The sequence below is a fragment of the Corynebacterium sp. HMSC11E11 genome, assembly GCF_001807025.1.
GTDB lineage: Bacteria > Actinomycetota > Actinomycetes > Mycobacteriales > Mycobacteriaceae > Corynebacterium > Corynebacterium freneyi.
The window spans coordinates 18,028-43,091 of sequence record NZ_KV787127.1 but is presented as its reverse complement, the minus strand read 5'-3'; the positions used below and the strand labels follow the sequence as shown (position 1 = coordinate 43,091).

21 protein-coding genes are annotated in these 25,064 nt (G+C 68.4%); 10 read left to right on the top strand and 11 right to left on the bottom strand.

The annotated features are described in order from the left end of the window. Nucleotides 1–63: 63 nt before the first annotated feature. The 6 genes from HMPREF3121_RS03655 to HMPREF3121_RS03630 form a co-directional block, all read right to left on the bottom strand. Entirely contained in the window at nucleotides 64–1,731 is a 1,668-nt protein-coding gene (locus HMPREF3121_RS03655) for an SLC13 family permease (RefSeq protein WP_070519955.1), read from the bottom strand. A gap of 134 nt (nucleotides 1,732–1,865) precedes the next feature. After that, nucleotides 1,866–3,122 (bottom strand): DUF418 domain-containing protein, encoded by a 1,257-nt coding sequence (locus HMPREF3121_RS03650; RefSeq protein WP_070519954.1) that lies wholly within the window; start codon nucleotides 3,120–3,122, stop codon nucleotides 1,866–1,868. A gap of 6 nt (nucleotides 3,123–3,128) precedes the next feature. Next, nucleotides 3,129–3,539, bottom strand: coding sequence for a hypothetical protein (locus HMPREF3121_RS03645; protein WP_070519953.1), 411 nt, complete (start codon nucleotides 3,537–3,539; stop codon nucleotides 3,129–3,131). A 43-nt stretch (nucleotides 3,540–3,582) separates the two neighbouring features. Beyond that, nucleotides 3,583–4,158, bottom strand: a complete 576-nt coding sequence (locus tag HMPREF3121_RS03640; RefSeq protein WP_070519951.1) for a hypothetical protein — start codon at nucleotides 4,156–4,158, stop codon at nucleotides 3,583–3,585. A 90-nt stretch (nucleotides 4,159–4,248) separates the two neighbouring features. Then, nucleotides 4,249–5,985 carry a DEAD/DEAH box helicase gene (locus tag HMPREF3121_RS03635; RefSeq protein WP_070519950.1) on the bottom strand — a complete coding sequence of 579 codons (1,737 nt, stop codon included), beginning with the start codon at nucleotides 5,983–5,985 and terminating at the stop codon, nucleotides 4,249–4,251. Next, nucleotides 5,982–6,230, bottom strand: a complete 249-nt coding sequence (locus tag HMPREF3121_RS03630; RefSeq protein WP_035121909.1) for a DUF3039 domain-containing protein — start codon at nucleotides 6,228–6,230, stop codon at nucleotides 5,982–5,984. The genes HMPREF3121_RS03635 and HMPREF3121_RS03630 overlap by 4 nt, the downstream gene beginning before the upstream one ends. Nucleotides 6,231–6,327: 97 nt before the next feature. Here HMPREF3121_RS03630 and HMPREF3121_RS03625 point away from each other — a divergent pair, with 97 nt between their 5' ends. The 6 genes from HMPREF3121_RS03625 to galE all read left to right on the top strand — a co-directional run bounded on the left by HMPREF3121_RS03625 (nucleotide 6,328) and on the right by galE (nucleotide 12,217). Continuing rightward, nucleotides 6,328–6,927 carry a DUF3099 domain-containing protein gene (locus tag HMPREF3121_RS03625; protein WP_083291249.1) on the top strand — a complete coding sequence of 200 codons (600 nt, stop codon included), beginning with the start codon at nucleotides 6,328–6,330 and terminating at the stop codon, nucleotides 6,925–6,927. A 14-nt stretch (nucleotides 6,928–6,941) separates the two neighbouring features. Beyond that, entirely contained in the window at nucleotides 6,942–8,528 is a 1,587-nt protein-coding gene (locus HMPREF3121_RS03620; protein ID WP_246816055.1) for a DUF7782 domain-containing protein, read from the top strand. Nucleotides 8,529–8,610: 82 nt separating this feature from the next. After that, nucleotides 8,611–9,045: a D-aminoacyl-tRNA deacylase gene (gene dtd / locus HMPREF3121_RS03615; RefSeq protein ID WP_070519946.1), complete on the top strand. Its 435-nt coding sequence runs from the start codon at nucleotides 8,611–8,613 to the stop codon at nucleotides 9,043–9,045. A gap of 293 nt (nucleotides 9,046–9,338) precedes the next feature. Then, nucleotides 9,339–10,328, top strand: a complete 990-nt coding sequence (locus HMPREF3121_RS03610) for a sigma-70 family RNA polymerase sigma factor (protein WP_070519944.1) — start codon at nucleotides 9,339–9,341, stop codon at nucleotides 10,326–10,328. Between the two features lie 222 nt (nucleotides 10,329–10,550). Then, nucleotides 10,551–11,237: an iron-dependent transcriptional repressor DtxR gene (locus HMPREF3121_RS03605; RefSeq protein WP_070519942.1), complete on the top strand. Its 687-nt coding sequence runs from the start codon at nucleotides 10,551–10,553 to the stop codon at nucleotides 11,235–11,237. After that, nucleotides 11,234–12,217, top strand: coding sequence for a UDP-glucose 4-epimerase GalE (galE, locus tag HMPREF3121_RS03600; RefSeq protein WP_070519940.1), 984 nt, complete (start codon nucleotides 11,234–11,236; stop codon nucleotides 12,215–12,217). The genes HMPREF3121_RS03605 and galE overlap by 4 nt, the downstream gene beginning before the upstream one ends. Here the strand turns inward: galE and HMPREF3121_RS03595 are convergent. Beyond that, nucleotides 12,174–13,373 (bottom strand): DUF4192 domain-containing protein, encoded by a 1,200-nt coding sequence (locus HMPREF3121_RS03595; protein ID WP_083291241.1) that lies wholly within the window; start codon nucleotides 13,371–13,373, stop codon nucleotides 12,174–12,176. The two genes, galE and HMPREF3121_RS03595, sit on opposite strands and share 44 nt — an antisense overlap. A 176-nt stretch (nucleotides 13,374–13,549) precedes the next feature. Here HMPREF3121_RS03595 and HMPREF3121_RS03590 point away from each other — a divergent pair, with 176 nt between their 5' ends. Beyond that, nucleotides 13,550–14,701: a PAC2 family protein gene (locus HMPREF3121_RS03590; RefSeq protein WP_070519937.1), complete on the top strand. Its 1,152-nt coding sequence runs from the start codon at nucleotides 13,550–13,552 to the stop codon at nucleotides 14,699–14,701. Between the two features lie 76 nt (nucleotides 14,702–14,777). Here the strand turns inward: HMPREF3121_RS03590 and HMPREF3121_RS03585 are convergent, their stop codons facing one another. Next, entirely contained in the window at nucleotides 14,778–16,124 is a 1,347-nt protein-coding gene (locus tag HMPREF3121_RS03585) for a lipase family protein (protein ID WP_246816054.1), read from the bottom strand. Nucleotides 16,125–16,196: 72 nt separating this feature from the next. On the opposite strand from HMPREF3121_RS03585, the gene HMPREF3121_RS03580 reads away from it, so the two are divergent. Continuing rightward, entirely contained in the window at nucleotides 16,197–18,743 is a 2,547-nt protein-coding gene (locus HMPREF3121_RS03580; RefSeq protein ID WP_070519987.1) for a DEAD/DEAH box helicase, read from the top strand. A gap of 65 nt (nucleotides 18,744–18,808) precedes the next feature. On the opposite strand, the gene HMPREF3121_RS03575 is transcribed toward HMPREF3121_RS03580, so the two are convergent. Continuing rightward, nucleotides 18,809–19,747, bottom strand: a complete 939-nt coding sequence (locus tag HMPREF3121_RS03575) for a hydrogen peroxide-inducible genes activator (protein ID WP_070519933.1) — start codon at nucleotides 19,745–19,747, stop codon at nucleotides 18,809–18,811. Between the two features lie 216 nt (nucleotides 19,748–19,963). On the opposite strand from HMPREF3121_RS03575, the gene HMPREF3121_RS03570 reads away from it, so the two are divergent. Further along, nucleotides 19,964–20,560, top strand: a complete 597-nt coding sequence (locus HMPREF3121_RS03570; protein WP_070519930.1) for a peroxiredoxin — start codon at nucleotides 19,964–19,966, stop codon at nucleotides 20,558–20,560. 3 nt (nucleotides 20,561–20,563) lie between these two features. Beyond that, the gene (locus HMPREF3121_RS03565) at nucleotides 20,564–21,088 is read left to right on the top strand and encodes an alkylhydroperoxidase, AhpD family (RefSeq protein ID WP_070519929.1); all 525 of its coding nucleotides are present in this window, start codon (nucleotides 20,564–20,566) and stop codon (nucleotides 21,086–21,088) included. Between the two features lie 480 nt (nucleotides 21,089–21,568). Here the strand turns inward: HMPREF3121_RS03565 and HMPREF3121_RS03560 are convergent, their stop codons facing one another. Together HMPREF3121_RS03560 and HMPREF3121_RS03555 are read right to left on the bottom strand one after the other, a co-directional pair. Then, nucleotides 21,569–22,675: an MFS transporter gene (locus HMPREF3121_RS03560; RefSeq protein WP_070519927.1), complete on the bottom strand. Its 1,107-nt coding sequence runs from the start codon at nucleotides 22,673–22,675 to the stop codon at nucleotides 21,569–21,571. 122 nt (nucleotides 22,676–22,797) lie between these two features. Beyond that, on the bottom strand, nucleotides 22,798–24,888 hold the full coding sequence (locus HMPREF3121_RS03555; protein ID WP_083291240.1) for a neutral/alkaline non-lysosomal ceramidase N-terminal domain-containing protein: 2,091 nt from the start codon (nucleotides 24,886–24,888) through the stop codon (nucleotides 22,798–22,800). Between the last annotated feature and the right edge of the window lie 176 nt (nucleotides 24,889–25,064).

Genomic DNA, 25,064 nt, shown 5'->3' with positions numbered 1-25,064 from the left:
GCCGCCTCGTCGTCACGCAACGGCCCTGCTCAGGGCCCATGCCGGACCTTCTGGCCGGGACCTCTAGTACACGACCCCGAACACCCAGCCCAACAACGTCATGGCCGCCGCGGAAACGACCACCAGGGCGATGATGTTGAGCCAAATGCCGGCGCGAACCATGTTGCCCATCGACACGTAACCCGAGCCGTACGCGATGGCGTTCGGCGGGGTGGCCACCGGCATCATGAACGCCGACGTCGCAGCCAACGCCACCGGCACCGCCAGCAGCATCTGATCGATGCCCAGACCAATGGCCATCGCACCAACCAACGGCAGGAACGTCGCAGCCGTCGCCGTGTTCGACGTGAACTCCGTCAGCACCAGCACCACCAGGCCCACCGCGACGACCAACAGGGCAATCGGCAGGAACCCGAGGCTCGACATCTGGTCGCCGATCCAGTCCGACAGGCCCGACTCGGTGAACTGCTTCGACAACGCGAGGCCGCCGCCGAACAGCAACAGCACGCCCCACGGCAACTCCAGGGCGTCCTCCCACCGCAGCAGCTTCACGCCGTTCGGCCCGCCCGGAATGATGAACAGCGCGATGCCGACCGCCATGGCGATGACGGCGTCGGCGATCATCGTCTCCGGCCACAGCACGGGCACGAACACCCACGCCGCCGCGGCGACGAAGAACACCATCAGCACGCGACGCTCGCCCTGCGACATGCCGCCGAGCTTGCCCAACTCCTCGCGCATCAGGGCGCGGCCACCGGGAATGTGGTCGATCTCCGGCTTGAAGATCACGTTCGTCAGCACGAACCACGCCGCCGCCATCAGCACCACGGCCACCGGCACACCGAGCAGCATCCACTGGCCGAAGCCGATGTTCACGCCCTGCTCGGCCATGTACGCCGCCAACATCGCGTTCGGCGGAGTGCCGATGATCGTGCCCAGCGAACCGATCGACGCCGCGTACGCGATGCCCAGCATCAACGCGATGCCGAAGTTCGACTGCGGCTCCGGGTCGGTGGAGTGCTCGTACTGCTGCTCCCCCGCCTCGTCGGCCACGGCGTCGCCGTCGGCCTCGAGGATCTCGGCCTCGCCTTCGGACAGCGACGCGTCCCGGTAACCGCCCGTGCGGGACGGGGCCCCCTCCTTCGCCGCCTTCGCCTCATCCCGGAGCATGCCCACGATGAGCGACAGGACGGACACGCCGATGGGCAGCATCATCACGGCGGTGGCGGTGTTGGACACCCACATCGACAGGAAGCCGGTGGCGATCATGAAGCCCAGGATCAGCATCTTCGGCGACGACCCCATGGCCACCAGCACCCACAGCGCCACGCGCTTGTGCAGGTTCCACCGCTGCATGCCCAGGGCCAGCAGGAACCCGCCCATGAACAGGAAGATCGTCGGGGCGGTGTACTGCCCCGAAAAGTCGCCGATCTTCGCAATCCCCAGCGCCGGGAACAGCACCAGCGGCAGCAGCGCCGTGACGGTGATCGGGATGGCCTCCGACATCCACCACGCGGCCATGAGCACGGCGATCGCCGCGGTGCCGCGCAGCATGTGGTCGAGATCCGACGGCATGAAGTAGTACACCGCCAGGGCGAGGACCACGCCCGTGATCAGTCCGAATCTTTTGCGGAATAGTTCGCGGGGGCCGTCGCCCCGATCCTGCTGGCCCGGTGACAACTCCGCGGCCGCGCTGGCCGAGGTCCGTCCGGTTGGGTGTGCGGTCGACATCGTGACGTCGCTCCCTCTGCACGGGCGCCGCCGTTCGATCGGTGTAGTCCGTCACGGCGCCGGATGAACGTGGTACAAACCCACAATATCGCATTGACAACCGTGGCCTATCACCGCCCGAGGGTGCCCCCGAATCAGGGTGTTGCCGCGCCCGGCGCTCCTCCGGCGTGCGGTCCCGGCATGGGCGGCATTGCTTGGCGACGCCCGCCCTTTCCGTTCTTCGACCCGTAGGTCAGGCGCCGGTGGACGGCCTCCAGCGGCCCGGGCTTGTCCGCCTTGGCCAGCAGCCATGCGGCGATGAGGGTGAACAGCCACACGCCGGTGGCCCACAGGCAGATGATGGTCACCGACTCATCGGTGAACAGGTCCAGGCTCCACGATCCGGCGAGCACGAGGAACAACACCGACTGGGTGACGTAGCCGGACATGGACCGCTGGCCCAGCGCCTGCAACATGCCCAGGGGCAACGGCGGCGCGAGGGTGTCGCCCCGGGCGGCGGCCTCGCGGATGCGGCGCTGCGTCGGCAGGCACACCAGCGCGATGAGGGCGACGAGCCCCGGACCGGCGAACAGGCCGGCGGCGTCGCTGAGCCCCTGCGTCCAGGCCGCGTCGACGACCCCGAGCGTGTCCAGTCCCGCCGGCACACCGGTGACCACTGCGGCGGTGATGCCGAAGGCGGCGACGATGGACAGCAGCCGAACGTGAGCGGCCGATTCCTCCAGCACCCGCATCCGGGCGGCGACGAGACCGACGAGCATCAGCGCCATCAGCTGCGGCCCGGCGATCGCAATGACGAAAGGCGAGGACACGACGGCGATGACGCCGACGACGAGCTGTTGGCCCACGAAGCCTTCGCCCATGAAGGGCAGCAAGGTGTCGTCGGCGCCGGAGAACACGGCGTCTTCGATGTCACCGTTCATTCCGGCGGTGAGGAAACTGATCCCGATGGACACCACGCCGAGCACGCCGGCGATCCACAGCAGCGTCCTGTTCTTCAGCGGCACGAGGAACGTGACGATGAGCCCCAACAGCGAGTACAGGAGCAGAATGTCGCCGAAGAAAAGAAAGATCGCGTGGATGACTCCGAACAGCGCCAACCACCCGTACCTCTTCAACAACAGCGCCCGCGCCGCAGGCCACGGGGCGCAGCGCCGGTACTCGCGCATGACCAGCATGCCGATGCCGTAGCCGAACAGCGTCGCGAACATCGGCAGCCCGCGGGTGTGCACGAGGACGTCGTTGAGCACGATGACGAATTCGTCGGTGGGCAGGGAGCGCTCGTCCCCCGTCGACGGCGAGCCCATCATCAGCCACGCCGTCACCGCATTGGCCACGGCGATGCCCAGCAGCATGAAGCCGCGCGCCACGTCCGGCGCCAGGATTCGCTCCATCGTCCGCTACCGTCCGACGTTATCGCGCACGCACTCGAGGTACTCCGGTGTGGTGTTGCCCAGGTGGCCGCACTTTTCGTCGGCTTCTTCGATGACGTTTTGCGCGGCGACGATCAGCGCCAACGAAATGGCGATGGCCAGTGCGCCGGTGATGACTCCGATGAGGCCCATGCCGAACGCGCCGCCCGTGCGGGGTTCGCGGCCGGCGGCCTCGATGCGCTTGTGCGCGCGGATGGACTTCACGATCGCGATGAGCCCGAGAATCACCGCGACCGCGCCCACCGGCGCACCGATGATGAACGCCGACGTGATGAGCCCGCCGAGACCCGTGACCAGGGAAATGAGTCCGAGCTGGCGACCGACGGACGAACCGTCGATGCCGTCGGGCCCGTATCCGTCGGTGGCGAGATTGCTCATTGCGGTGGTGCTCCTGTTGGTCGAAAGGTCAGACGGGGAAGGATCAGTTCAGTCCGAGGCGGTCGAAGATCTCGTCCTCGACGCACGCATCGAACGCATCAGGGTCGTCGATGAGGTGCTCGCACCCCGAGACCGCGTCGGTGCCCAGCCACACCGCCCAGAGCATGAAGGCGGCGATGAACAACCCGACGAGCGAGAAGAGGATGCCGATTATCGACATCGCCGTGGTGCCGCCGGTCTGCACCGGCCCGAGCTTGCGGGCCTTCGACGCGGCGCGCAGGGCGAAGATGGCGAAGACGATCGCCGCGATGGCCAGCACACCGCCGAAAATCACGGGCGCCAGCGGGATGGAGAGCAAACCAAGGATCAGCGCCGTGACCGCCAGGCCCGTACCCGTCGACACCGCCGGAGCCGTCGAGGCCATCGGCGCCATCGGCTGACCGACGGGCGCCTGGTACGGATTGTTCGACGAATAGTCGTAGCTGCCCTGGTAGCCGGCACCGGCGTCGAAGCCCTGGGCGCCCGGGAATCCCTGCCCCTGCCCCTGCCCGAAACCGTTGCCCTGCCCGGGCTGCGGCGTGTCGAACGGGTCGTATCCGGCGTTATCGGGTCGCGACATCGGGATTCCTTCCTGCGGTGGTTGACTCCTGCGGCTCATTCTCCTGCGGGTGCCAACGGTACCCCACCCGGCCCGGCGCGCCGGGCGTCATCACCAGTTGCGCAGGTAACCGATGCGGTCGCGCAACTGCTGCTCCGTGCACAGGGCGGTCGGCGGGCCACCGCAGTTGCGGCGCACCTCGTTGTGGATCTGCCCGTGCTTGCGGCCCGTGCGCGCCGCCGTCATGGCGACGAGGGTGTTGAGCTCCTTGCGCAACTTCGGGATCACGTCGCTGGCCACCCCGCCCGGCCGGGGCATGGGCACCTCCGGCGCGCCACCGGACTCGGGCTTCGCTTCCGCCGCGTCGAGCTCACCCGTCTTCCGTTCGTGCTCGGCCTTCGCCGTCGACGCCTTCAACTGCTCCTCCTGGCGCTTCCGCAGCAGAGTGCGCATCGACTCCGCGTCGAGAAGCCCCGGCAAGCCCAGGTAATCGGCCTCCTCCTCCGAACCGGCCATTGTGGCCGTGCCGTAGGAGGAACCGTCGTAGATGAGATAGTCGAGCTCCGCGTCGGCCCCCAACGACTCGTAGGCCGGCAGCTCATCGGGCTCGTTGCGGGTGCGGTTGGCCTCGGCGACCAGGTCATCGTCCCAGCCCTCGCTCGGACGGTGCGGCTTGCCCAACACATGGTTGCGCTGGACCTCCATCTGCGACGCCAAATCCAACAACACCGGCACCGACGGCAGGAACACCGACGCGGTCTCGCCGGGGCGGCGCGAACGAACGAACCGGCCGATGGCCTGCGCGAAAAACAGCGGCGTCGACGAACTGGTCGCATACACGCCCACCGCCAACCGGGGCACGTCGACGCCCTCGGACACCATGCGCACCGCGACCATCCACTCGTCGGTGGAATCGGAGAACGTCTGGATCCGCTCCGACGAACCCGGTTCGTCGGAAAGCACCAACGCCACCGGAGTGGAACTGAGCTGCTCCAGCACCCGCTTGTAGGCGCGCGCGGTCGTCGCATCCGTGGCGATGACCAACCCGCCGGCATCCGGAATGTGCTTGCGCATCTGCAGCAACCGCGTGTGCGCGGCCCGCAGCACCGACGGAATCCAATCGCCGCCCGGGTCCAGCGCCGTGCGCCACGCCCGGGTCGTCTCCTCCGGGCTCATGATCGTGCCCAGCCGCGCCGCGAACTCCTCGCCGGCCGAATCCCGCCACCGGGCCTCGCCCGAATACGCCAGGAACACCACCGGGCGAACGACCCCGTCACGCAACGCATCGGCGTACCCGTAGACGTGGTCGGCGACGGACTTCAGGTGCCCCTCGCCGTCTTCGGCGTACCGCACGAACGGAATCGCGGCGTCGTCGGAACGAAACGGCGTACCCGTCAGGCACAGGCGACGCTCCGCGCCCCCGTACGCCTCGGCGATGCCGTCGCCCCAGCTCTTCGCGTCGCCGCCGTGGTGGACCTCATCGAGGATCACCAGCGTCGGCCGCGCATCCGCGACGGCGCGGTGCTTGAACGGGTGCACCGCCACCTGGGCGTACGTCACCACGATGCCGTGGTAGGCCGGGTTGACCACACCCTTGGCGTTGGTGAACGCCGGGTCCAGGGCGATGCCCGACCGCGCCGCCGACTCCGCCCACTGCACCTTCAGATGCTCGGTGGGCACGACGACGATCACCCGCTCGACGATGCGGCGGGCCAGCAGCTCGGCGGCGATGCGCAGCGCGAAGGTCGTCTTGCCCGCGCCGGGGGTCGCCACCGCCAGGAAGTCACGCGGGTTGGTGGACAGGTACTTGTCCAGCGCCTCCTGCTGCCATTTGCGCAGCCCGCTCACTTGCGGCGGAGGGTCTTGTAGATCCGCTCGCAGTCCGGGCACACCGGCGAGCCGGGCTTGGCCGACTTGGTCACCGGGAACGTTTCGCCGCACAGGGCGACGACGTAGCTGCCCGACACGGCGGAGTCGACGATCCGGTCCTTCTTGACGTAATGGAAGAACTTCGGGGTGTCGTCGCGCGTCGTCTCGTCGACGCGGGTGTCGGTCCGTTCGATGGTCTTCGTGGTCTTCAGGGGCGTGCTCACGGTTCCCGATTGTGCACCATCGGCCGGATCGGCAGGCGCCCGGCCCCGGAACCCGCCCGGCACTGCGGGAGTTTGCGCGGCGAGTACCGTTGTGGCCATGGCGAATCGGCGGACGAACCGCCGGGGCAGGCGCGGCCCCGAAGCGGTGCTGATCACGGACGCGCGGCAGTCCCGCATTCGCAACTACAACTACCGTCGGCACACCTACGCGGTGTTGCAGTGGTCGCGCATTCCGTTGCTGTTGCTGGCCGCCGCAGCGTTCCTGTGGTGGGACCTGGCGTGGTTGGCGGCGATTCTCACCGTGTTGTCGGTGCCGATGCCGTGGATTGCTGTGGTCATCGCCAATGGCGTGGGTGAGCCGGCGGACAAGCGGTCGCCGCGGGTGTACAAGCCGGGCGTCGTGCGCGAGCAGAATCGCCGGTGGGAGGAGGCGCAGCGGGAACGGCTGGCCCGGCTTTCCGACGGCCCCTCCCACGCCCTGACCGCCGGTGGGTCCGGTGCCACCAGCGATTCCGACGCCGATCCGCGCGACGTGAATCTGCCGGCCGTTCGCGGCGACGAGGTCGACGTCGGCCCCTACGGGGGTTTCGATCCGTCGATGATCATCGACATGGAAGACGATGACGCGGACGCAGATGACCCGGCCGACGCCGACCAGAACCCAACCACCGAATCACGGGAGAACCGCAACAAGTGACCACCGATCCGATCGTGACCCCGCCCTCGGACGAGGAGCTTGCCGGGCTGCCGGCCCTCGCCCCGCGCTTGGCCGATGCGTTGCGCGACCTGGGCTACGGGGTGTCCGGCCTGCGTCAGTTGCTTGACGACGACGGCCTGGCCGCCCTCGACCGGGGCGAACCGGAGGCGGTGGTGTGCAAGATCGATCTCGCGTTGGACCGGCCGGGGCTGGCCGCGGTCGTCTCCGCGTTCATCGTGGGAGATGCCGTGGACCTGGTGCCGTGGCTGGGTGAAGAACTCGTCGCCGACTGCATTCGCTGCGGAGTGCTGCGCAACGTTGGAGACGCGGCGCAACGTCCCCGTCATGCCGCGGCCATCGATGTGCGCCCCGTGGAGGTCGACGGCGTGGAGCGGCTGGTCTTCTCCGACCGCGACGCCTCCATGACCGATCATGTTCCCGGCCCGGACCACGTTCTGGGGGTGGGCCGGGCATCGCGGTCCCTGTTGGACATCACGCCGATGGATCCCGTCGGCTCCGCCCTGGATCTGGGGGCCGGATGCGGGGTGCAGGCGCTCGGACAGCATGGCGCCGGTTCCATCACGGCCACCGACGTCCACCCCAGGGCGTGCCTGTTCGCGGAGGCGACGCTGGCCGCGGCGGGTCTGGCCGACTCCTCGGAGGTTCTGGTCGGCTCGTGGTTCCAGCCGGTGGCGGGTCGCCGTTTCGACCGCATCGTCGCCAACCCGCCGTTCGTCGTCGGCGTGCCGGAGGTCGGCCACGTCTACCGCGACTCCGGTCTCGACCTCGACGGCGCCACCGAGTTGATGTTGCGCGAGGTGCCGGATCGCCTCGAGCCCGACGGCACCGCGCATCTGCTGGGCGCGTGGGCGCACGTCGATTCCGGCGATGGGGCGGATTGGGCCTCTCGCGTGGCGTCGTGGTTGCCGAAGGAGGGCGTCGAGGCGTGGATCATCCAGCGCGACGTCGTCGACCCGGCCGCCTACGTGGGCACGTGGCTTCGCGACGAGTCCATCGACCCGCGCAACGCCGAGGGCCGGGCGAAGACGCGCCGGTGGCTCGACCATTTCGCCGCCAACGACGTCGTGGGCATCGGTTTCGGCTACATCACGCTGCAGCGCGTCGATGGCCAGTCGTCGATCACGTGCGAGGACATGCCGCAGCCATTGGGCGGGCCCTTCCGCGACGAGGCCGCCGAGTGGTTGCTGCGCACCGCCTGGCTGCGCGACCGAAACGCCGGGGACATTCTCGGCGCCCGGTACCGGGTCCGACCGGGCGTGGCCGTCGAGCGCGTCGAGCTGGCCGGCACCGAGGCCGATCCGGAGCAGGGCTTCTCCCCCGCCGCCCTGCGCATCACGCGCACCGACGGGCCGCGGTGGAGCCATGACACCGACGACGCCGTCGTGCGCATCCTGTCCGCGATCACCCCGGACGCGCCGCTGGCCACCGTCCTCGACGTCATGGCCATGCTCGGCGCGCTTCCGGAAGACGGCCTCGACGACGTCAAGGAGGCGCTCGTCCCCGTCGTCGTCGACCTGGTCCGGCATGGGCTGCTGTTGCCGGCCGAGTTGCTTGACGACGCCGACGCCCACGACCAGTAGCCGACGCGCCTGACGCGGCCACAAACACGTCGAACGAGACCAACCAGCCGATCGAGACCAACGAGAAGGAGACGGCGAACACATGAAGGCGGTCGTGACCAGGGTGACGCGTGCGGCGGTGCGCGTCGACGGAGAAATCGTCGGGGAAATCGACGGCGGCGACACCGGCGGGCTGCTCGCCCTCGTCGGCGTCGGGCGGGACGACGATCCGGACGCGTGGGAGACGATGGCGCGCAAGATCGCCGAATTGCGCATCCTCGACGGCGAGAAGTCGGCCGTCGACGTGGGCGCTCCGGTTCTGGTGGTCAGCCAGTTCACGCTCATGGGCGCGACGAAGAAGGGCCGCAGACCGTCGTGGACCGACGCCGCACCGGGTGAGGTGGCCGAGCCGGTCATCGCGAAGATCGTCGGCCGACTGCGCGAACGCGGCCTCGAGGTCGCCGAGGGACGGTTCGGGGCGATGATGGACGTCGAGTCGGTCAACTCCGGTCCCTTTACCGTGCTCGTGGAATGTTGATCCGACACCCGTCGAGCCTGGCGCCGGCACACTGAACGGCTCCCAGGTGTCACCGTCGTAAAGCATTGCCCCTCCCCCGAAATGGGGCACCAAAAGACGACGTGGAACGCTTCCCGGTAGTGCGAAATCGGCGACGTGACGCACTTCACCTGCAGTTTTGCCGAAGAAACACAAAGGTCGACCCGAAATCCCCCATTCGACTCGTCACCGATATGCCGCGGCGGGAACAAACCGAGGCGCCGGGCCGTTGAACCGGTTGAGATCGTCGACTTCCCAAGGAAAGGCCGGATCACATGACTAGTGCCGATGTCCGAACTGACGAACGCGAAACCCGGGAGCGAGATGCCGGGCGCCGCAGCGGGAACAACAACAACCCTTCCGCGGATCTGGTTCGCGTGTACCTCAACGGAATCGGCAAGACGGCCTTGCTCAGTGCGGAGGAAGAGGTCGAACTCTCCAAGCGCATTGAAGCCGGCGTTTACGCCGAACACCTGCTGAAGACCGGCGCGAAGATGACCCGCGCCAAGAAGCGCGACGCGAAGATCATCGCCAAGGACGGCAAGGCCGCCCGCGCTCACCTGCTGGAAGCGAACCTGCGCCTGGTGGTGTCGCTGGCCAAGCGCTACACCGGCCGCGGCATGCCGCTGCTGGACCTCATCCAGGAAGGCAACCTGGGCCTCATCCGCGCGATGGAGAAGTTCGACTACACCAAGGGCTTCAAGTTCTCCACGTACGCGACCTGGTGGATCCGCCAGGCCATCACCCGCGGCATGGCCGACCAGTCGCGCACCATCCGCCTGCCCGTCCACCTGGTCGAGCAGGTCAACAAGATCTCCCGCATCAAGCGCGAGCTGTACCAGCAGCTGGGCCGTGAGGCCACCAACGAGGAGCTGGCCGAGGAGTCGGGCATCCCCGAGGCCAAGATCGAGATGCTGCTGCGCCAGTCCCGCGACCCGGTGAGCCTGGACATGCCGGTGGGCACCGACGAAGAAGCGCCGCTGGGCGACTTCATCGAGGACTCGGAGGCCACCGACGCCGAGGAGGCCGTCGTCGCGTCGCTGCGCCACCATGACGTCCGCCGCGTGCTGTCGACGCTGGAGATCCGCGAGCAGGAAGTCATCAAGCTGCGCTACGGCCTCGATGACGGTCTGCCCCGCACCCTCGATCAGATCGGCCGCCACTTCGGCCTGTCCCGCGAGCGCGTCCGCCAGATCGAGCGGGAGGTCATGGCCAAGCTGCGCGAGGGCGAGCGCGCCGACAAGCTGCGCGCCTACGCCAAGTAGCCCCGACTCCCCGGAGTTCCCGGTCGCCGGGATCCCCGCGGGAACATCCGCCGCCCCGTCACCGCATCCGCTCGGTGACGGGGCGCGCCGCTTTGTCGGGAACAAACGAACCCCGGTTGCGGTTATTGTTGAAGTACTCGCGCCGCCCGTCGCCACGTCGATGGCGCGGCGCGCCGCCGCGCACGCGCGCGGGCAGACGTTTTGAGCCCCCGGAGGACAGCAGTGAAGGACCTGGTAGACACCACGGAGATGTATTTGCGCACCGTCTTCGAGCTCGAAGAAGAGGGCATCATCCCCCTGCGTGCCCGAATCGCCGAGCGGCTGGAGCAGTCCGGCCCGACGGTGAGCCAGACGGTGGCCCGCATGGAACGCGACGGCCTGCTGTCGGTCGCCCCGGACCGCAGCTTGAAGTTGTCTGAGGAGGGCCGCGCCCGCGCGACGGCGGTTATGCGCAAGCACCGGCTGGCGGAGCGCCTGCTCACCGACGTCATCGGGCTGGAGTGGGACAAGGTCCACGACGAGGCCTGCCGGTGGGAGCACGTGATGAGCGACGAGGTCGAGCGCAAGCTGCTCGACGTCCTCGACGAACACACGGTGTCGCCGTTCGGCAACCCCATCCCGGGGCTGGAGGAACTGGACTCGACTGCCGCGGCCGACCTGCCGGCCGACGCCGTCCGCCTGTCCGAGCTGCCCGAGGGCGGCCCGCACCACGTGACGGTGCTGCAGATCAACGAGATTCTTCAGGTCGAGCCGACCTACATGAAGCGACTTCACACCGCCGGCATCATGCCGGGCGCCGAAGCCGAGGTCGAGCTCCATCCGGGGCGTGTGACGTTGGCGCGTGGCGATCATTCGCTGGACATCCCGGATACGCTCTCCCACGCGGTGATGGTGGTGCACGACAAGTGAAACTCCTGGTGACGGGTGGTGCCGGCTACGTCGGGGGCGTGACCGCCGCCGTCCTGCTGTCCGAGGGCCACGAGGTGACCGTCCTCGACGATCTGTCGACGGGCAATCGCGACGGCGTGCCCGAAGGCGCCGAGTTCATCGAGGCCAACGTCGCCGACGTCATCGGCGACGTGCTTTCCGACGGCGCATTCGACGGGGTGCTGCATTTCGCGGCGCGTTCCCTGGTCGGAGAATCCGTGGAGGTGCCGGCGGAGTACTGGCACGGCAACGTCGGCACCACGCTGACGTTGCTCGACGCGATGCGCGACACGAACACGAACAACCTGGTGTTCTCCTCCACCGCCGCGACCTACGGCGAGCCGACGCAGGTGCCGATCACCGAGGACATGCCCACCGCCCCGACCAACGCGTACGGTGCGACCAAGCTGTCCATCGACTACGCCATCACCTCCTACGCCCGGGCCTACGGGCTGGGGGCGACGAGCCTGCGGTACTTCAACGTCGCCGGCGCGTGGAACGGTCACGGCGAAAACCGCGTCGTGGAAACGCACCTCATCCCCCTGGTGCTGCAGGTGGCGTTGGGTCACCGCGACAAGATCATGGTCTTCGGCAACGACTGGCCGACGGCCGACGGCACTGCGGTGCGCGACTACATCCACGTCAAGGACCTCGCCGACGCCCACCTGCTGGCGTTGGGCTCGAATGAGGCGGGCACGCACCGCATCTTCAACCTCGGCTCCGGCGACGGGTACTCGGTCCGCCAGGTCATCGACACCTGCCGCGAGGTAACCGGCCACCCGATCCCGGCGGAGGATGCCCCGCGCCGCGGCGGAGACCCGGCGACCCTCATCGCCTCGTCCGCCCGCGCCATTTCCGAGTTGGGGTGGGATCCGAAGTTGACGGATCTGAAGACCATCGTCTCCGACGCGTGGAAGTTCACCGAGTCCCTCGGCGACCGCGCGCATTCCGCCCGCCGCTGATCGACAGTTTTTCGTCGGACCAGTACTCGCCGTCTTCCGGATGCACCTCACCGAGGATGGCGGTGGTGGCCTCCAGCATCGACCGAAGGGCTTCCTCGCCCCGCCCCGAGGTCATGGCGACCAGGAGCAGCTGGGACAGCGAATGCCCGGGGTCGGTGAGCAGCGCCGCGTCGAGTGCGGCCCGGGCGATGGTGGCGTTGCCGTGGACGTGGCGGTCGATGGCGTAGCAGGCCAGGGCGTTGGCCCGCGCCGTTCCCCGGAAGATGCGGGCGCAGCCGAGCCACAGCGCCCGGACGGTGTCTTCGGCGTCGCCGAGGATCTCGCACATGGTCAGGTCGCGCAGCAACAAGCTGACCAACGGCCGGGCCAGGGTGCGCAGGTGCATCGGTTCGGTCAGCGCATCGTCGACGCTGATGTCGCCCCGGTCGACCGCGCCGACGAGGGACAACCATTCGAGGTGGTGCTCGCGCACCGGCTCCATCGCCTCCGCCCCGGACCCACCGCCGGCGCGCCGAAGCCCCCGGACGTCGTCGTCGGCGCGGCGCAGCGCCTCCCCCGCCGCGATCCGCAGACCCGCGGGTTCGGGGCGAAACCGCTCCCGCAACGATTCCACGTTCGCCGCGATGGCCTCCCCGCTCGAATGCAGCCTGTCGGAGGCCCAGGACGCCGCCGGGTCGCCGAGGACGCCGAGCAGGTACCCGTCGGCATCGGTCACCGACGCACCGGCGTACACGGCGTCGACTCCCGCGAACTGCACGACGTCGATGTCGAAGTCCTCCAGCGCCGCCACGATTCCGTCGCACCGACGACGAAGGCCGTGGCCGTCATCCGTACCGCCGCAGTCACCGTCACCGCCGCCGGGCCACGCTTCGGAAATCACGTAGACGTCGGCGCGCTCGTGGCCTTCGGCGGCCATTTCGCCGGCCGCCAGCCGCACGGCGTCGACGTCCGCGCCGTCGATGCCGCGCACCAGCACCGGCCCCGGTTCGCACAGGAACCGGTCGCCGAAGACGAGCACGAGGCATTCCCTCGGGTGGTAGCCCAGCAGTCCGGGCAGGTTGGTCAGCATGTCGACGGCATCGGCGGGGTTCATGGTCGGCCCCATCGGGTACGGCGGGCGGGCATTCCGGTCGGCGTCTTGGCCTCGTGTGGTCATGGCCGCAGGATGCGTGACGCGCCGCTGAGGGGCTCGTCGTAAAGCAGTCCGGCAACCGCCTAATGTGGAGAAAACCCGACCTGTGGAATATTTGCGGGGCAACGGTGGTTGCACGGTTCAGTTGCCGACAGTGGCACGATGTTTCACCCGAACCGGTGAGTAAGGAGGCGCACACCATGGACGAGGGACACGAGATGTACGAAATGCAGTTCCCCGCCCCGGAAGTGGGGCCCAAAAACGGTGGTCTGACCATGGTCATCGCCCTGCAGGGTTACGCCGACGCGGGGCTGGCGGTGGCGGGTTCGGCAGGTCACCTCACCGATGCGCTCGACCACCGGCCGCTGGTGAACTTCAACAACGACGAACTGGTGGATTACCGTTCGCGCCGCCCGGCGGTGACCATGGTGGGCGATGAGGTCGCCGAAAGCGCCGACTTGGACCTGACGCTGCAGGTGGTGCGCGACAATGCGGGCAAGCCGTTCCTGCTGTTGTCGGGCCCGGAGCCGGATCTGCGGTGGGACGCGTTTTCCGAGGCGGTCGCCGACTTGGCGGAGCGTTTCGACGTGCAGCGCACCGTGTCCTTGTACTCGGCGCCGATGACCGTGCCGCACACGCGGCCGCTGACCGTCATCGCCCATGGCAACGATCCCGAGTTGCTGTCCGGCCACCGCACGTGGGGCCAGCGGGTCACGGTGCCCGGTGCGGCGAGCCTGCGCATCGAGTTGGAGCTGACCCGCCGCGGCCGCAAGACCTGCGGTTTCACCGCCCAGGTGCCGCATTACGTCGCGGCGTCGGACTACCCGTTGGCGGCGTTGCGCCTGCTCGAGGCCGTCGCCGACGCCGGTGACCTGGACTTTCCGCTGACCGCCCTGGAACGCGAGGCGGACAAGGTCGCCGAACTGCTGGCCACGCAGGCCCAGGAGTCGGAGGAGGTCGCCGGGATCGTCCACATGCTCGAGCGCCAGCACGACGAGGAGGAGCGCCGCCGCGCGACGCTGGAGTCGAACCCGCTGGTCCGGGAGGACGGGACCATGCCGTCGGCCGATGAGTTGGGCGCCGAGTTCGAGCGGTTCCTGGCGTCGCAGATCGGCGAGCCTTCGCGTGACGACGAGCAGGCCTCCGACTCCCCCGCCGATTCGGTCGATGACGCCGTGGAAGACGAAGTGCGCGGATTCGATGGCGCAGATTCGGGCGACGCACACGATTCGGAGCAGTCCGATGACTCGAGCGACTCCGACGCCTCCAATGGCCCCGACGACTCCGATGACTCCGACGGTCCCGACAACCCGGGTGGCCGACGACCGCGCCGCCCCTGGTTCCGCTTCTAGAATCGCCGGCCGCCCCGACCATCACCTGATGGTTCGGGGCGGCCGTCGACATTGGCCGACTGTTACCGGCTGCCGGCTAGAACTGGCAGGCGCCCGGCAGCTCGATGTCGGAGGAGGAACCGTTGACGGAGGCTTCCTTCAGCGCGATGCCGAACGCCGCCGCCAGGTAATGGGTGGCCAGCTCCGAGCCGGTCATCATGGGCGCGGCGTGGCCGATGCCCAGACCCGGTGCGAGGCGGGGAATCTCGGCGGGCACGAACGTGACCTCAGCGCCCTGGGCGCACCAGTCGCGGGCCAGCTGCTCGGCCTGCCCGAACGGGATGACGTCGTCGTTGCGGCCGTTGAGCACCAGCACCGGGGCATTCGGCTTCAGGCGGCCGATTCGGTTGCCGTCCAGGACGTCGACGATTTCCGGGTGCTCGGCGAAGTGATCCGACAGCGAGCGGCCGTCGACCGTCCACGAGTTCGTGCGGTGCAGGCCGACGCGCGCCACGGAATCGTCGATGCAGTCCTCCGACAGCTCCGACAGGATCCGCTTGCCGTAGGGCGACGCGATGTCGTCCATGAGCGGGCGCAGGTGCGGCTCGGCGGCGAGGAACCCGTTGACCGCGTAGCCGATGGCCCCCATGATCAGGTTGCCGTCGATGCGGGTGAGCACCTGCGACAGGTCGGCCGTCGGGGCACCGGCGAAGGTGACCACGACGTTGAGTTCCGGCGCGTAGGTCTGCGCCAGCTCGGCGGCCGATGCGGTGGCGCCGCCGCCCTGCGAGTAACCCCAGAACGCGATCGGCGAGTCGGCGGGCAGGCCGTCGATGGCAAGGCCAGCGCGGGCGGCGTCGAGGACCGTCTGCCCCTGGTCGACGCGGTTGACGTAGGTGTGCACGCCCGGCGCACCCAACCCGATGTAATCGGTGACCACGACGCGGAAACCCTGCTCCAGCAGCGGTTCGACCTGGTCGATCTGTCCGCCGCCCTCTTCGCCGAACGTCGCCGACGGCGCGCACTTGTCGGCCTGCCCGACGGTGCCCGGTGCGACGACGACCGTCGGCCGCGGCCCCTCGTGCTCCCACGGCACGTCCGGCACGGCGACGACTCCCCCGACCTCGCGACCGCGGCCGGCGCCGTCGCGGGTGGCGAACCTGAAGATCCGCGCCGTGTACTCCACCGATTCCCCTCCGCCCGAGCCGTTGGCCGAGCTTCCGCCGCCGATGCTTCCCGACGGCGACGGGGCGGGTCGAGACGACAGCACGGTCCCGGGGGCCGCTTCGACGATGGGGAGGTCTTCGTCGTAAAGCGAGGCCGCATCAGCCCCGCCATCGCCTGCCGAAGCCGTGCCGGGAAGCACCGCCCCCGCCGTCGCCGTGAACATTCCCGCCGCCACCAGCGCCGCCACCGTGCGCCTGAATCCGTTTCCAGTTTGCATATGAACATGTAACCACGGCGGGCCTGTCCATCCGGGCAATTGGATAGTGTGGACGGCGTGTCCCTCTCCGCCATGCTCCCCGACCTCGCCGACGTCCCCGAATCGCTGATCGACGACGCGATCGTCGACTCCTTCATCGCCTGGACCAGGCAGACGGGCATCACGCTCTACCCCGCGCAGGAGGAGGCGACGCTGGCCCTGGCCGGAGGAGACCACGTCATCCTGGCCACGCCGACGGGCTCGGGAAAGTCGATGGTGGCCATCGCCGCGCATTTCGTCGCCCTGGCGCGCGGGCAGCGCAGCTTCTATACCGCGCCGATCAAGGCGCTGGTCAGCGAGAAGTTCTTCGCCTTGTGCGAGGTGTTCGGCGCGGAGAACGTCGGCATGATGACCGGCGACGCCACCGTCAACGGCGGCGCCCCGATCATTTGCGCCACCGCGGAAATCGTCGCCAACATCGCGCTGCGCGAGGGCCCGGAGGCGCGCATCGATCAGGTGGTCATGGACGAGTTCCACTTCTACGCCGAGCCCGACCGCGGCTGGGCGTGGCAGGTGCCGCTGCTGCTTCTCCACCGCGCGCAGTTTCTGCTCATGTCCGCCACGCTCGGCGACGTGTCCATGTTCCGCCGCGACCTGAAGGAACGCACCGGCCGCGACGTCGAGCTGGTCACCGGCACCACCCGCCCGGTGCCGCTGGACTTCCATTACGTTTACACCCCGGTCCACGACACCCTCGACGAGCTGCTGGCCGACGGCAAGGCGCCGATCTACGTCGTGCATTTCTCGCAGCGCGAGGCCATCGAACGGGCGCAGGCGCTCACCGGCCTGACGCTGCTCAACGCGGAGGAGAAGGAACGCATCCGCCAGGAGATCGGCGACTTCCGCTTCACGACGTCCTTCGGCCGCGTGCTGTCGAAACTGGTGCGCCGGGGAATCGGCGTCCACCACGCAGGCATGCTGCCGAAGTACCGGCGTCTGGTCGAACGGCTGTCGCAGACCGGGCTGCTCAAAGTCATCTGCGGCACCGACACCCTCGGCGTGGGCATCAACGTGCCCATCCGCACGGTGCTGATGACCGGCCTGGTCAAGTACGACGGCACGCGCCAGCGCATCCTGAAATCCCGCGAGTTCCACCAGATCGCCGGCCGCGCCGGACGGGCGGGCTACGACACCGAGGGCACCGTCGTCGTGCAGGCCCCGGACCACGAGATCGAGAACTTCAAGCTGCGCCGCCGCGCCGGACAGGACGAGGCGAAGATGAAGAAGCTCCGCCTCAAGGCCGCCCCCAAGGGTGAGGTGACGTGGTCGGAGAAGACGTTCGACAAGCTCGTCGAGCAGCCGCCGGAGGCCCTGACCAGCCGGTTCCGGGTGAGCAACGGCATGCTGCTCAACGTCATCGCCCGCGGCGGCGACACCTACGCCAACATGCGAGACCTGCTGCGCGGCAACCATGACACCCGCCACCAGCAGAACCAGGCGATCCTCACGGCCATCGAGCTCTACCGGGGCCTGGTCGCCGCCGGCATCGTCGAGGAGACCACCGGGCCCGGCGGCGACGACGACATCCGGCCGCGGTTGACCGTGGAACTGCAGCGCGACTTCGCTCTCAACCAGCCGCTGGCCCCCTTCGCCCTGGCCGCACTCGAACTGCTCGACCCGGAGGCCGAGGACTACTCGCTCGACGTCATCTCCGTGTTCGAATCCATCCTCGACGATCCCCGACCGCTGCTTGCCGCGCAGCAGAAGGCCGCGCGCGGCGAGGAGATCGCGGCGTTGAAGGCCGAGGGCGTCGACTACACCGAGCGGATGAACATCGTCGAGGACATCACCTGGCCCAAGCCCCTCGACGAGGAGCTGGAGCAGGCGTACCAGACCTACGCCAAGGGCCACCCGTGGGTGCGCGAGTTCGAACTGTCGCCGAAGTCCGTCGTCCGCGAGATGGTGGAAAAGGGCATGACCTTCTCCGACGTCGTCTCCGAATACGGCATCGCCCGCGCCGAAGGCGTGCTGTTGCGCTACCTCACCGATGCGTGGCGCACCCTCCGGCACACCCTGCCCCGGGAGGCCGCCAACGACGAGCTCGCCGATGTCATTGAATGGCTCGGCGAACTCATCCAGCAGGTCGACTCTTCGCTGGTCGACGAGTGGGCGCAGATGGCCGACCCCGACAAACCGGTCGACGAGGAGACTCTTCGCGAGGCGGCGTTCGGCGGCGACGAATCCCGTCCGCTGACCGGCAACACCCGCGCCTTCACCCGCATGGTGCGCAACCTCATGTTCCGCCACGTCCAGCTTTTCGCCCTGGAGAAGGAACGCGAACTGGAGGAGCTCGACTCCTACCTCGACGACGCGCCGGACTGGCCGACTCTCATGGACGACTACTTCGACGAATACGACGACGTCGACCTGGGACCGTCCGCCCGCGGCCCGGAGCTTTTCCGCGTCGACGACTCCCGTGCGACCGGCGAAGCCCCCGACGGCGGCGTGTGGCGCGTCGAGCAGACCATCCTCGACCCCGAAGGCGACCGCGGTTGGCGCATCGTCGCAGACGTCGATCTGGCCGAATCCGACGCCGCCGGCGAGGTCCGCCTGCGGTCGTTGGAGGTCAAGGCGGGCTGACCCGGCGGGTGCGGATCAGTTCTCCGCGGGCCTCCGTTCTTCGCCGCTAGTTCTTCGCCGCTGTCTCAGTTCTCCGACACGGCCCGGTCGTAGGCAGCCTTGACCAGCTCACCGATGCGGATGAACTCGTCGCCGCGCACCGACGACGCCCGGTGGACCAGTCCGATGGTGCGGCCGGGGCGCGTCGGTCCCTCGAAACGCGCGGTGGCCAGACCGGGGCGCTGCGCCTCCACCTTCAGCGCCGACTCGGGCACCAGGGTTTCGCCCAGCCCGCCGGCGACGCACTGCACGACGGTCGACAACGACGCAGCGCGCGTCTCCAACCCCAGGCTGTCGTCGCGATGGGCATCCACCCGACGACACAGATCCAGCACCTGGTCACGCAGGCAGTGGCCGTCGTCAAGCAACAACAGATTCAAATCCGTCAGCGCATCCAACGGCACATCATCGTGGCCGGCCAGGTCATGGCCCTCCGGAAGCACGAGATGGAACTCCTCCTCGTACAGCGGAGTCTCCTCGAACGACGACACCCCCGACGGCAACGCCAGCACCGCCGCGTCGATGGCACCCGAACGCAACGCCTCGATGAGGTGCGCCGTGGGCTCCTCCACGATGCGCGGCTCCAGCTCCGGCAACTCCTCGCGGACGTTGACCAGAAAATTCGGCAGGATGTAGGGCGCGACCGTCGGAATGAAACCAATGGCCAACGGACCCGCGAGCTCATCGGCGCGACCCGACGCACGGGCCACGATGTCGTCGACGATCTCCGACACCTGGCGGGCATACGGCAAAATGCTGCGACCCAACGGCGTGACCAGCAGACGGCGCGTGGAACGCTCCACGAGCTGGACGCCCAGACCACCTTCGAGCGTGGACAGGGCCTGGGACAGGGAGGGCTGGGAAATGCCGATTCGCTGGGCGGCCTGACCGAAGTGGCCGGTGTCAGCGATCGCGACGAAAGCGCGAAGCTGCGGGAGGGTGGGGCGGTATTCGCGATTACGCATGCCTATGAGCGTACACGAGACTATTTCAAATTACCTCTTGACAGTCCGAGGTTTCATAGGCATAATGGGCGATGCACCGGATGGGACGATCCCCGCCGGCACCACCACCAGGGCGGATACACCATCCCCCGGCGGGTGGCCGAGCGGGAAAATCGTCACCGCGCCGTCTGCGCCGTACGAACACCGACTTCAAGCCAATCCCCTAGGAGGATTCACATGGCTCTGCTCACCGTTGGCGACAAGTTCCCCGAGTTCAACCTGACCGCCCTGAAGGGCGGCAACCTGCGCGAGGCCAACGCCGCTTCGCCCGACGACTACTTCGAGCAGGTCACCAACGACTCGTACGAGGGCAAGTGGAAGATCGTCTTCTTCTACCCGAAGGACTTCACCTTCGTCTGCCCGACCGAGATCGCCGCGTTCGGCAAGCTCAACGAGGAGTTCGAGGACCGCGACACCATCGTGCTCGGCGGCTCCGGCGACAACGAGTTCTCCCACTTCAACTGGCGCGCCACCCACGAGGAACTGCTCGACATCCCGTTCCCGATGTTCTCCGACATCCGCCACGACCTGATGCGTGCGCTCGGCGTCGAGAACGCCGACGGCGTCGCCGACCGCGCCACCTTCATCATCGACCCGGACGGCATCATCCAGTTCGTCTCCGTCACCCCGGACGCCGTGGGCCGCAACGTCGACGAGGTCCTGCGCGTCCTCGACGCCCTGCAGTCCGAGGAGGTCTGCGCCTGCAACTGGCAGAAGAACGACCCCACCAAGAACATCGACAAGATGGACGTCCTGAAGCAGGAGCTGAAGTAATAGATGAGCATTGACAACCTTCGCTCCGGTCTGCCGGAGTACGCCAAGGATCAGAAGCTGAACCTGGGCACCCTGACCCGTTCCACCGAGCTCAACGAGCAGCAGCTGTGGGGCACCCTCCTGGCGTCGGCGGCCGCGACCCGCAATGACACCGTCTTCTCGGAGATCTCCGAGGAGGCCAAGGAGCACCTGTCCGACGAGGCCTTCGAGGCCGCGCTCGGCGCCGCCACCGTCATGGCGATGAACAACGTCGCCTACCGCGCCAAGGGCTGGCTCGGCGACGACTACGCCCAGGTGAAGTTCGGCCTGCGTATGAACATCATCGCCAAGCCCGGCGTGGAGAAGGCCGACTTCGAGCTGTGGTCGCTGGCCGTGTCCACGATCAACGGCTGCGAGCACTGCGCCGTCGCCCACGACAAGACCGTCCGCGAGGAGGGTCTGACCAAGGAGCAGGTTTGGGAGGCCGTGAAGATCGCCGCGGTGGTCCAGGCCGTCGCCCAGACCGTCCAGGTCGAGGGCGCGCGCTAAGCGTTTCCTCGCCTCACGGCAGCGATAGCCTCACGGCGTCGAGAAGGCCGCCGCATTCCCCCGGTTTCGCCCGGGTCGGGTGCGGCGGTTTTTTCGTGGGCGCTGTCCGTGTTTCGTGGCCGGCGTGCGTGACGACGACCGTCGCAAAGCCCGAAATGGCACGAATGCCGACACAGCACGGGGTCAGCTCACCGTCTTCCAAACCACGGGGTCTAAACCACGGGTTCGATGGCGACCCCGTGGTTTAGCGCCGAAAAACAGGAGACCCCGCAGTTTGGACCCCGTGGTTCAGGAACGGGGCGGACCGACCCCGTGGTTTAGGGATGGCCGGTGCAGCGCGACGCCCGCGGGACCCGACGATCATCCCCGAAACACATGACCCCGAAGCGGCCGCGCCATGAACGGCGGGCAACTTCGGGGTGATGGGTCCGTGAAAGCGTGCGAAAACGAGGCGCACGCCGGGGCCGGGGCCGCGGCGAACTACGGCATCGGCACGGGGCGTCGACCGCCGACGACCTGGCGGTAGATCTCGACGTAGGCGACCATTTGAATCGGCAGGGTGTACAACGCACCGACGTAGCAGAGGAAAACGCCGACCGCGCCGATGATGCTCGCCAGCACCAGCGCGCCGAGGACCGGCCAGAACCGCGCCTTGACCAGGTTCCACGCCACGGCGGGGGCCTCCAGCACCTTGGCGCGGCCGTCCATGACGAGCATCTGCATCATCACGGAGATCGGCATCATCACGACGGAGCCGGCGATGAGCAGCACGTACGCCAAAATCGTCACCACGATGCCCGCGGCGGAGGAACGTTCGGCCACGGCACCGGCGGCGAACATCATGAGGACACCCGGGATTTGGGCGACGATGCCGAGGATGCTGGTGAAGAACCACACGCCGACCAGCGACCCCCACCGGGTGACGCGGAAGAACGTGCCGAACGACGGCCTGCGACCGTCGATTTCCTCGAACGCGCCGCGGTAGGCGAACACCGTGAACGCGAAGATGAGCACGAACAGCACCGGGTACATCAACAGGATCGCGCCGACGGCTGCTCCGAATCCGGCGTCCGTCGGGCTGCTGTACGGGTCCGACGGGTTGTAGTTGGACAGGCTCGACCACATGCCGCCGAAGATGACGCCGAAGAAGAGGAACATGACCACGGCGATCACGCCGCCGGCCGCCGCCATGAATCCGAGCCACGTGCCGATGTTCGCGTTGACGCGCTTGAACGCCGTCGTAATCGGCTGCGTGATGTTGAACGGGGCTTCGCCGGACATCACGGGCGACGTCGGCGGGGCCTCGCCGCCGGGCTGCCCGACGCCGACGCCCGGATCTCCGGGGCCCTGCTGACCCTGCTGCCAGTAGCCCTGTCCCGGCGCCTGGTAACCCTGGTAGCCCTGGTAGCCCTGGTAGCCCTGGTAGCCAGCCTGGCCGTACGGGTCCTGGCCATAGCTCTGCTGGCCGTACGGGTCCTGGCCATAGCTCTGCTGGCCGTACGGGTCCTGGCCGTAGCCCTGCTGGCCGTACGGGTCCTGGCCGTAGGGGTCGTTGCCGTCGCCGGGACGGCCGTTGTCATCGGTCATGTGCAATCCTCCATCGGTCGATGAGGTGTTCCAGTGTAAAACTCCGGCCGGTGGGCCGCAGCAACGCGTCGACGTCGGCGGACACCGGATCAATCAGTGCTTGACGACGATGACGTCCAAGGTTAGACGACGGTGACGTCGGCGGCGCCCTCGAAGGCGGTGAGCTCGCCGCCCGCACCGCGGGAGGATCCCCGGTAGCGGATGACGTACTCCCCAGGCTCGAAGTCGCTGGTGTCCCAGGTGATGGTGGTGGTCGTCGAGGCTCCCTCGTTGGCGAATTCGATGACGGTCGCTTCGTGGGAGTCGTCGGCGATGCGGGTTCCTTCGCCGTTATCCCCGCCGAGCTTTTCCACGGACAGAAAGCCCGATTCGTGGCGGAGGTCGGAGTTGGGGTTGGCGCCGACGAAGGCGACGGCGACGTGGGTGCCCACGGCGACCGGGCCGTCTGGGCCGGTCAGGACGTCGCCGAAGTTCTTGCCGACCGGGGCGGCGTCGACGAAGGGGTTGCCGGCCGGCGACGGCGGGATCTTGCCGGTGAGGTCGCCTTCGGCGGCGCCGGAGTCGACGGGGATGCCGGCGGCCATTGCCGAGGCGAGGCCGTCGAAAACCTGGGTGGCGGCGGGCAGAGTAAGGCGGCCGAAGATGGTGGCGCCGCCCTCGTAGTCCTGCTGGTCGTACTCCTCCGGCGTGGTGATGTAGTGGCCGTAGCCGGAAGTGTAGCCCTGCACGATGACGGTGTCCATGTCGACGCCGAGCGCTTCGGCGATGGCGCGGCGCATGCGCAGGCCCGCCACGGTGGTCGGTTCGAACGCGAGCGAGGCGATGGTGATGCCTCCGATGCGGTGCAGGTGGAAGACGTGGGTCTGCTGCACCAGGCCGGAGATGTAGCCGACGGGCAGGAGGTTTTCCTTGGCGCCGTGGATGGCCGACGCGGAGGCGGGCACGACGACCTGGTTGACCTGTCGCACCCAGGGAGTGCCGCCGCGGGCGCCTTCGTTGAAGCCGAGCATGGGTTCGCCGCCGCCGTCTTCCTGCGAGGAGGCGGCGAAGGCCGCGCCGAGGATGGCGGGTCCGGTGGTGCCGGGCTGGCCGTCCGGGGTGAAGCGGCCGTCGACCTTGACGTCGCGCATGTCGACCCACTGGTGGCGGGCGTCGATTCCGCCGCCGGCCAGCGGGACCGCGCGGCCCGCCACGCCGTCGAGCTGGCGGCGGCCGAGGATGCGGGCGGACTCGTATTCGTTGCCGTCGCCGGGCCCGGAGTTGGGCACCAGGCCGTGGTTGGGGCTGATGTCGCCGGGGGTGGACATGGCGAACGCCGCGACGTACGGCGCCGTCGCGGGATTGGTGTGGTCGACGCCGGCGCGGTGTTCGGCCAGCCAGGCGGCGTATCCCTTGTTGTCGCCGGAGACGATGGTGTGTTCCGGGCCGAAGGTCGTGGGGTGGATGCCGTACCAGTTGATCAGGCCGATGGCCTTGCCGTCGCGAAGCACGTGCAGCGTGACCGAATCGCGGTCGACTCCGTCGGGGAAGGCGGCCTTGTCGGCGTCGGGGTTGTTGTCGAAGGCCGTCTTGGACCGGTTGACGCCGGCGTCGGCGACGGTGCCGCGGGTCAGGGCGATGTGGCTGGGGGCCATGTCTGCGTCGGCGCGTTCGATGGCCTTCACGATGCCGGCGACGGTGGCTTCGAAGGTGACGGGCCGGAAGCCGAGGGTGGTCAGGTCGACCATGAGGTGGCCGGAGGTGCCGCCGGGAGCGACGTGGGTGTGGGACGCGCCAATGAGCACGTTGCCTTCGTGGTAGACGTCGCCGAAGCGTGCGCGCAGGCGGCGGAGGACTTCCATCTGGATGGACTGGAACATCAGGCCCATGTCGGCGGTGACGTGGGCGACTCGGCCGCCGTTGCCGTCGTCGAAGACGAAGGCGCGGGCGAATTGGCGCTGGCGCAGGCCGCTGGTTTGCTGGCTGAGCACCGCGTAGCCGTTCATGCCGGCGCCGAGGGGTTCGCCGGTCATGTCGGCCATGCCGCGGCCGACGGTCATGGGGATGCTTGACGACGCCCCGGGGGTTGCCGCGTCGCCGGCGGGTTGGGCTGCGGCGGGGGCCAGCCCGCCCCAATCGGCGGCCAGGGCGGCTCCCAGCGCAGTGGTGGCGGCGGTGGCTCCGAGGAAGGCCCGGCGCGGCAGGGTCGGGATGATTCGGGCGACGTCGGTCATGTGCGGTTCCCCTCGACGATGGTGGTTCGTGTGCGGTCGTGCGACGAAACGTTCGTCGCCGAACTCTTGGCGGCACCTTAGTGTGACGCGACACTCATATATGTAATTTTTGGTCAAAATCCAGCGATGAGACCCCTTCCGGGTGGAGACTATTGCCATCGCTTAACCTTTCACCG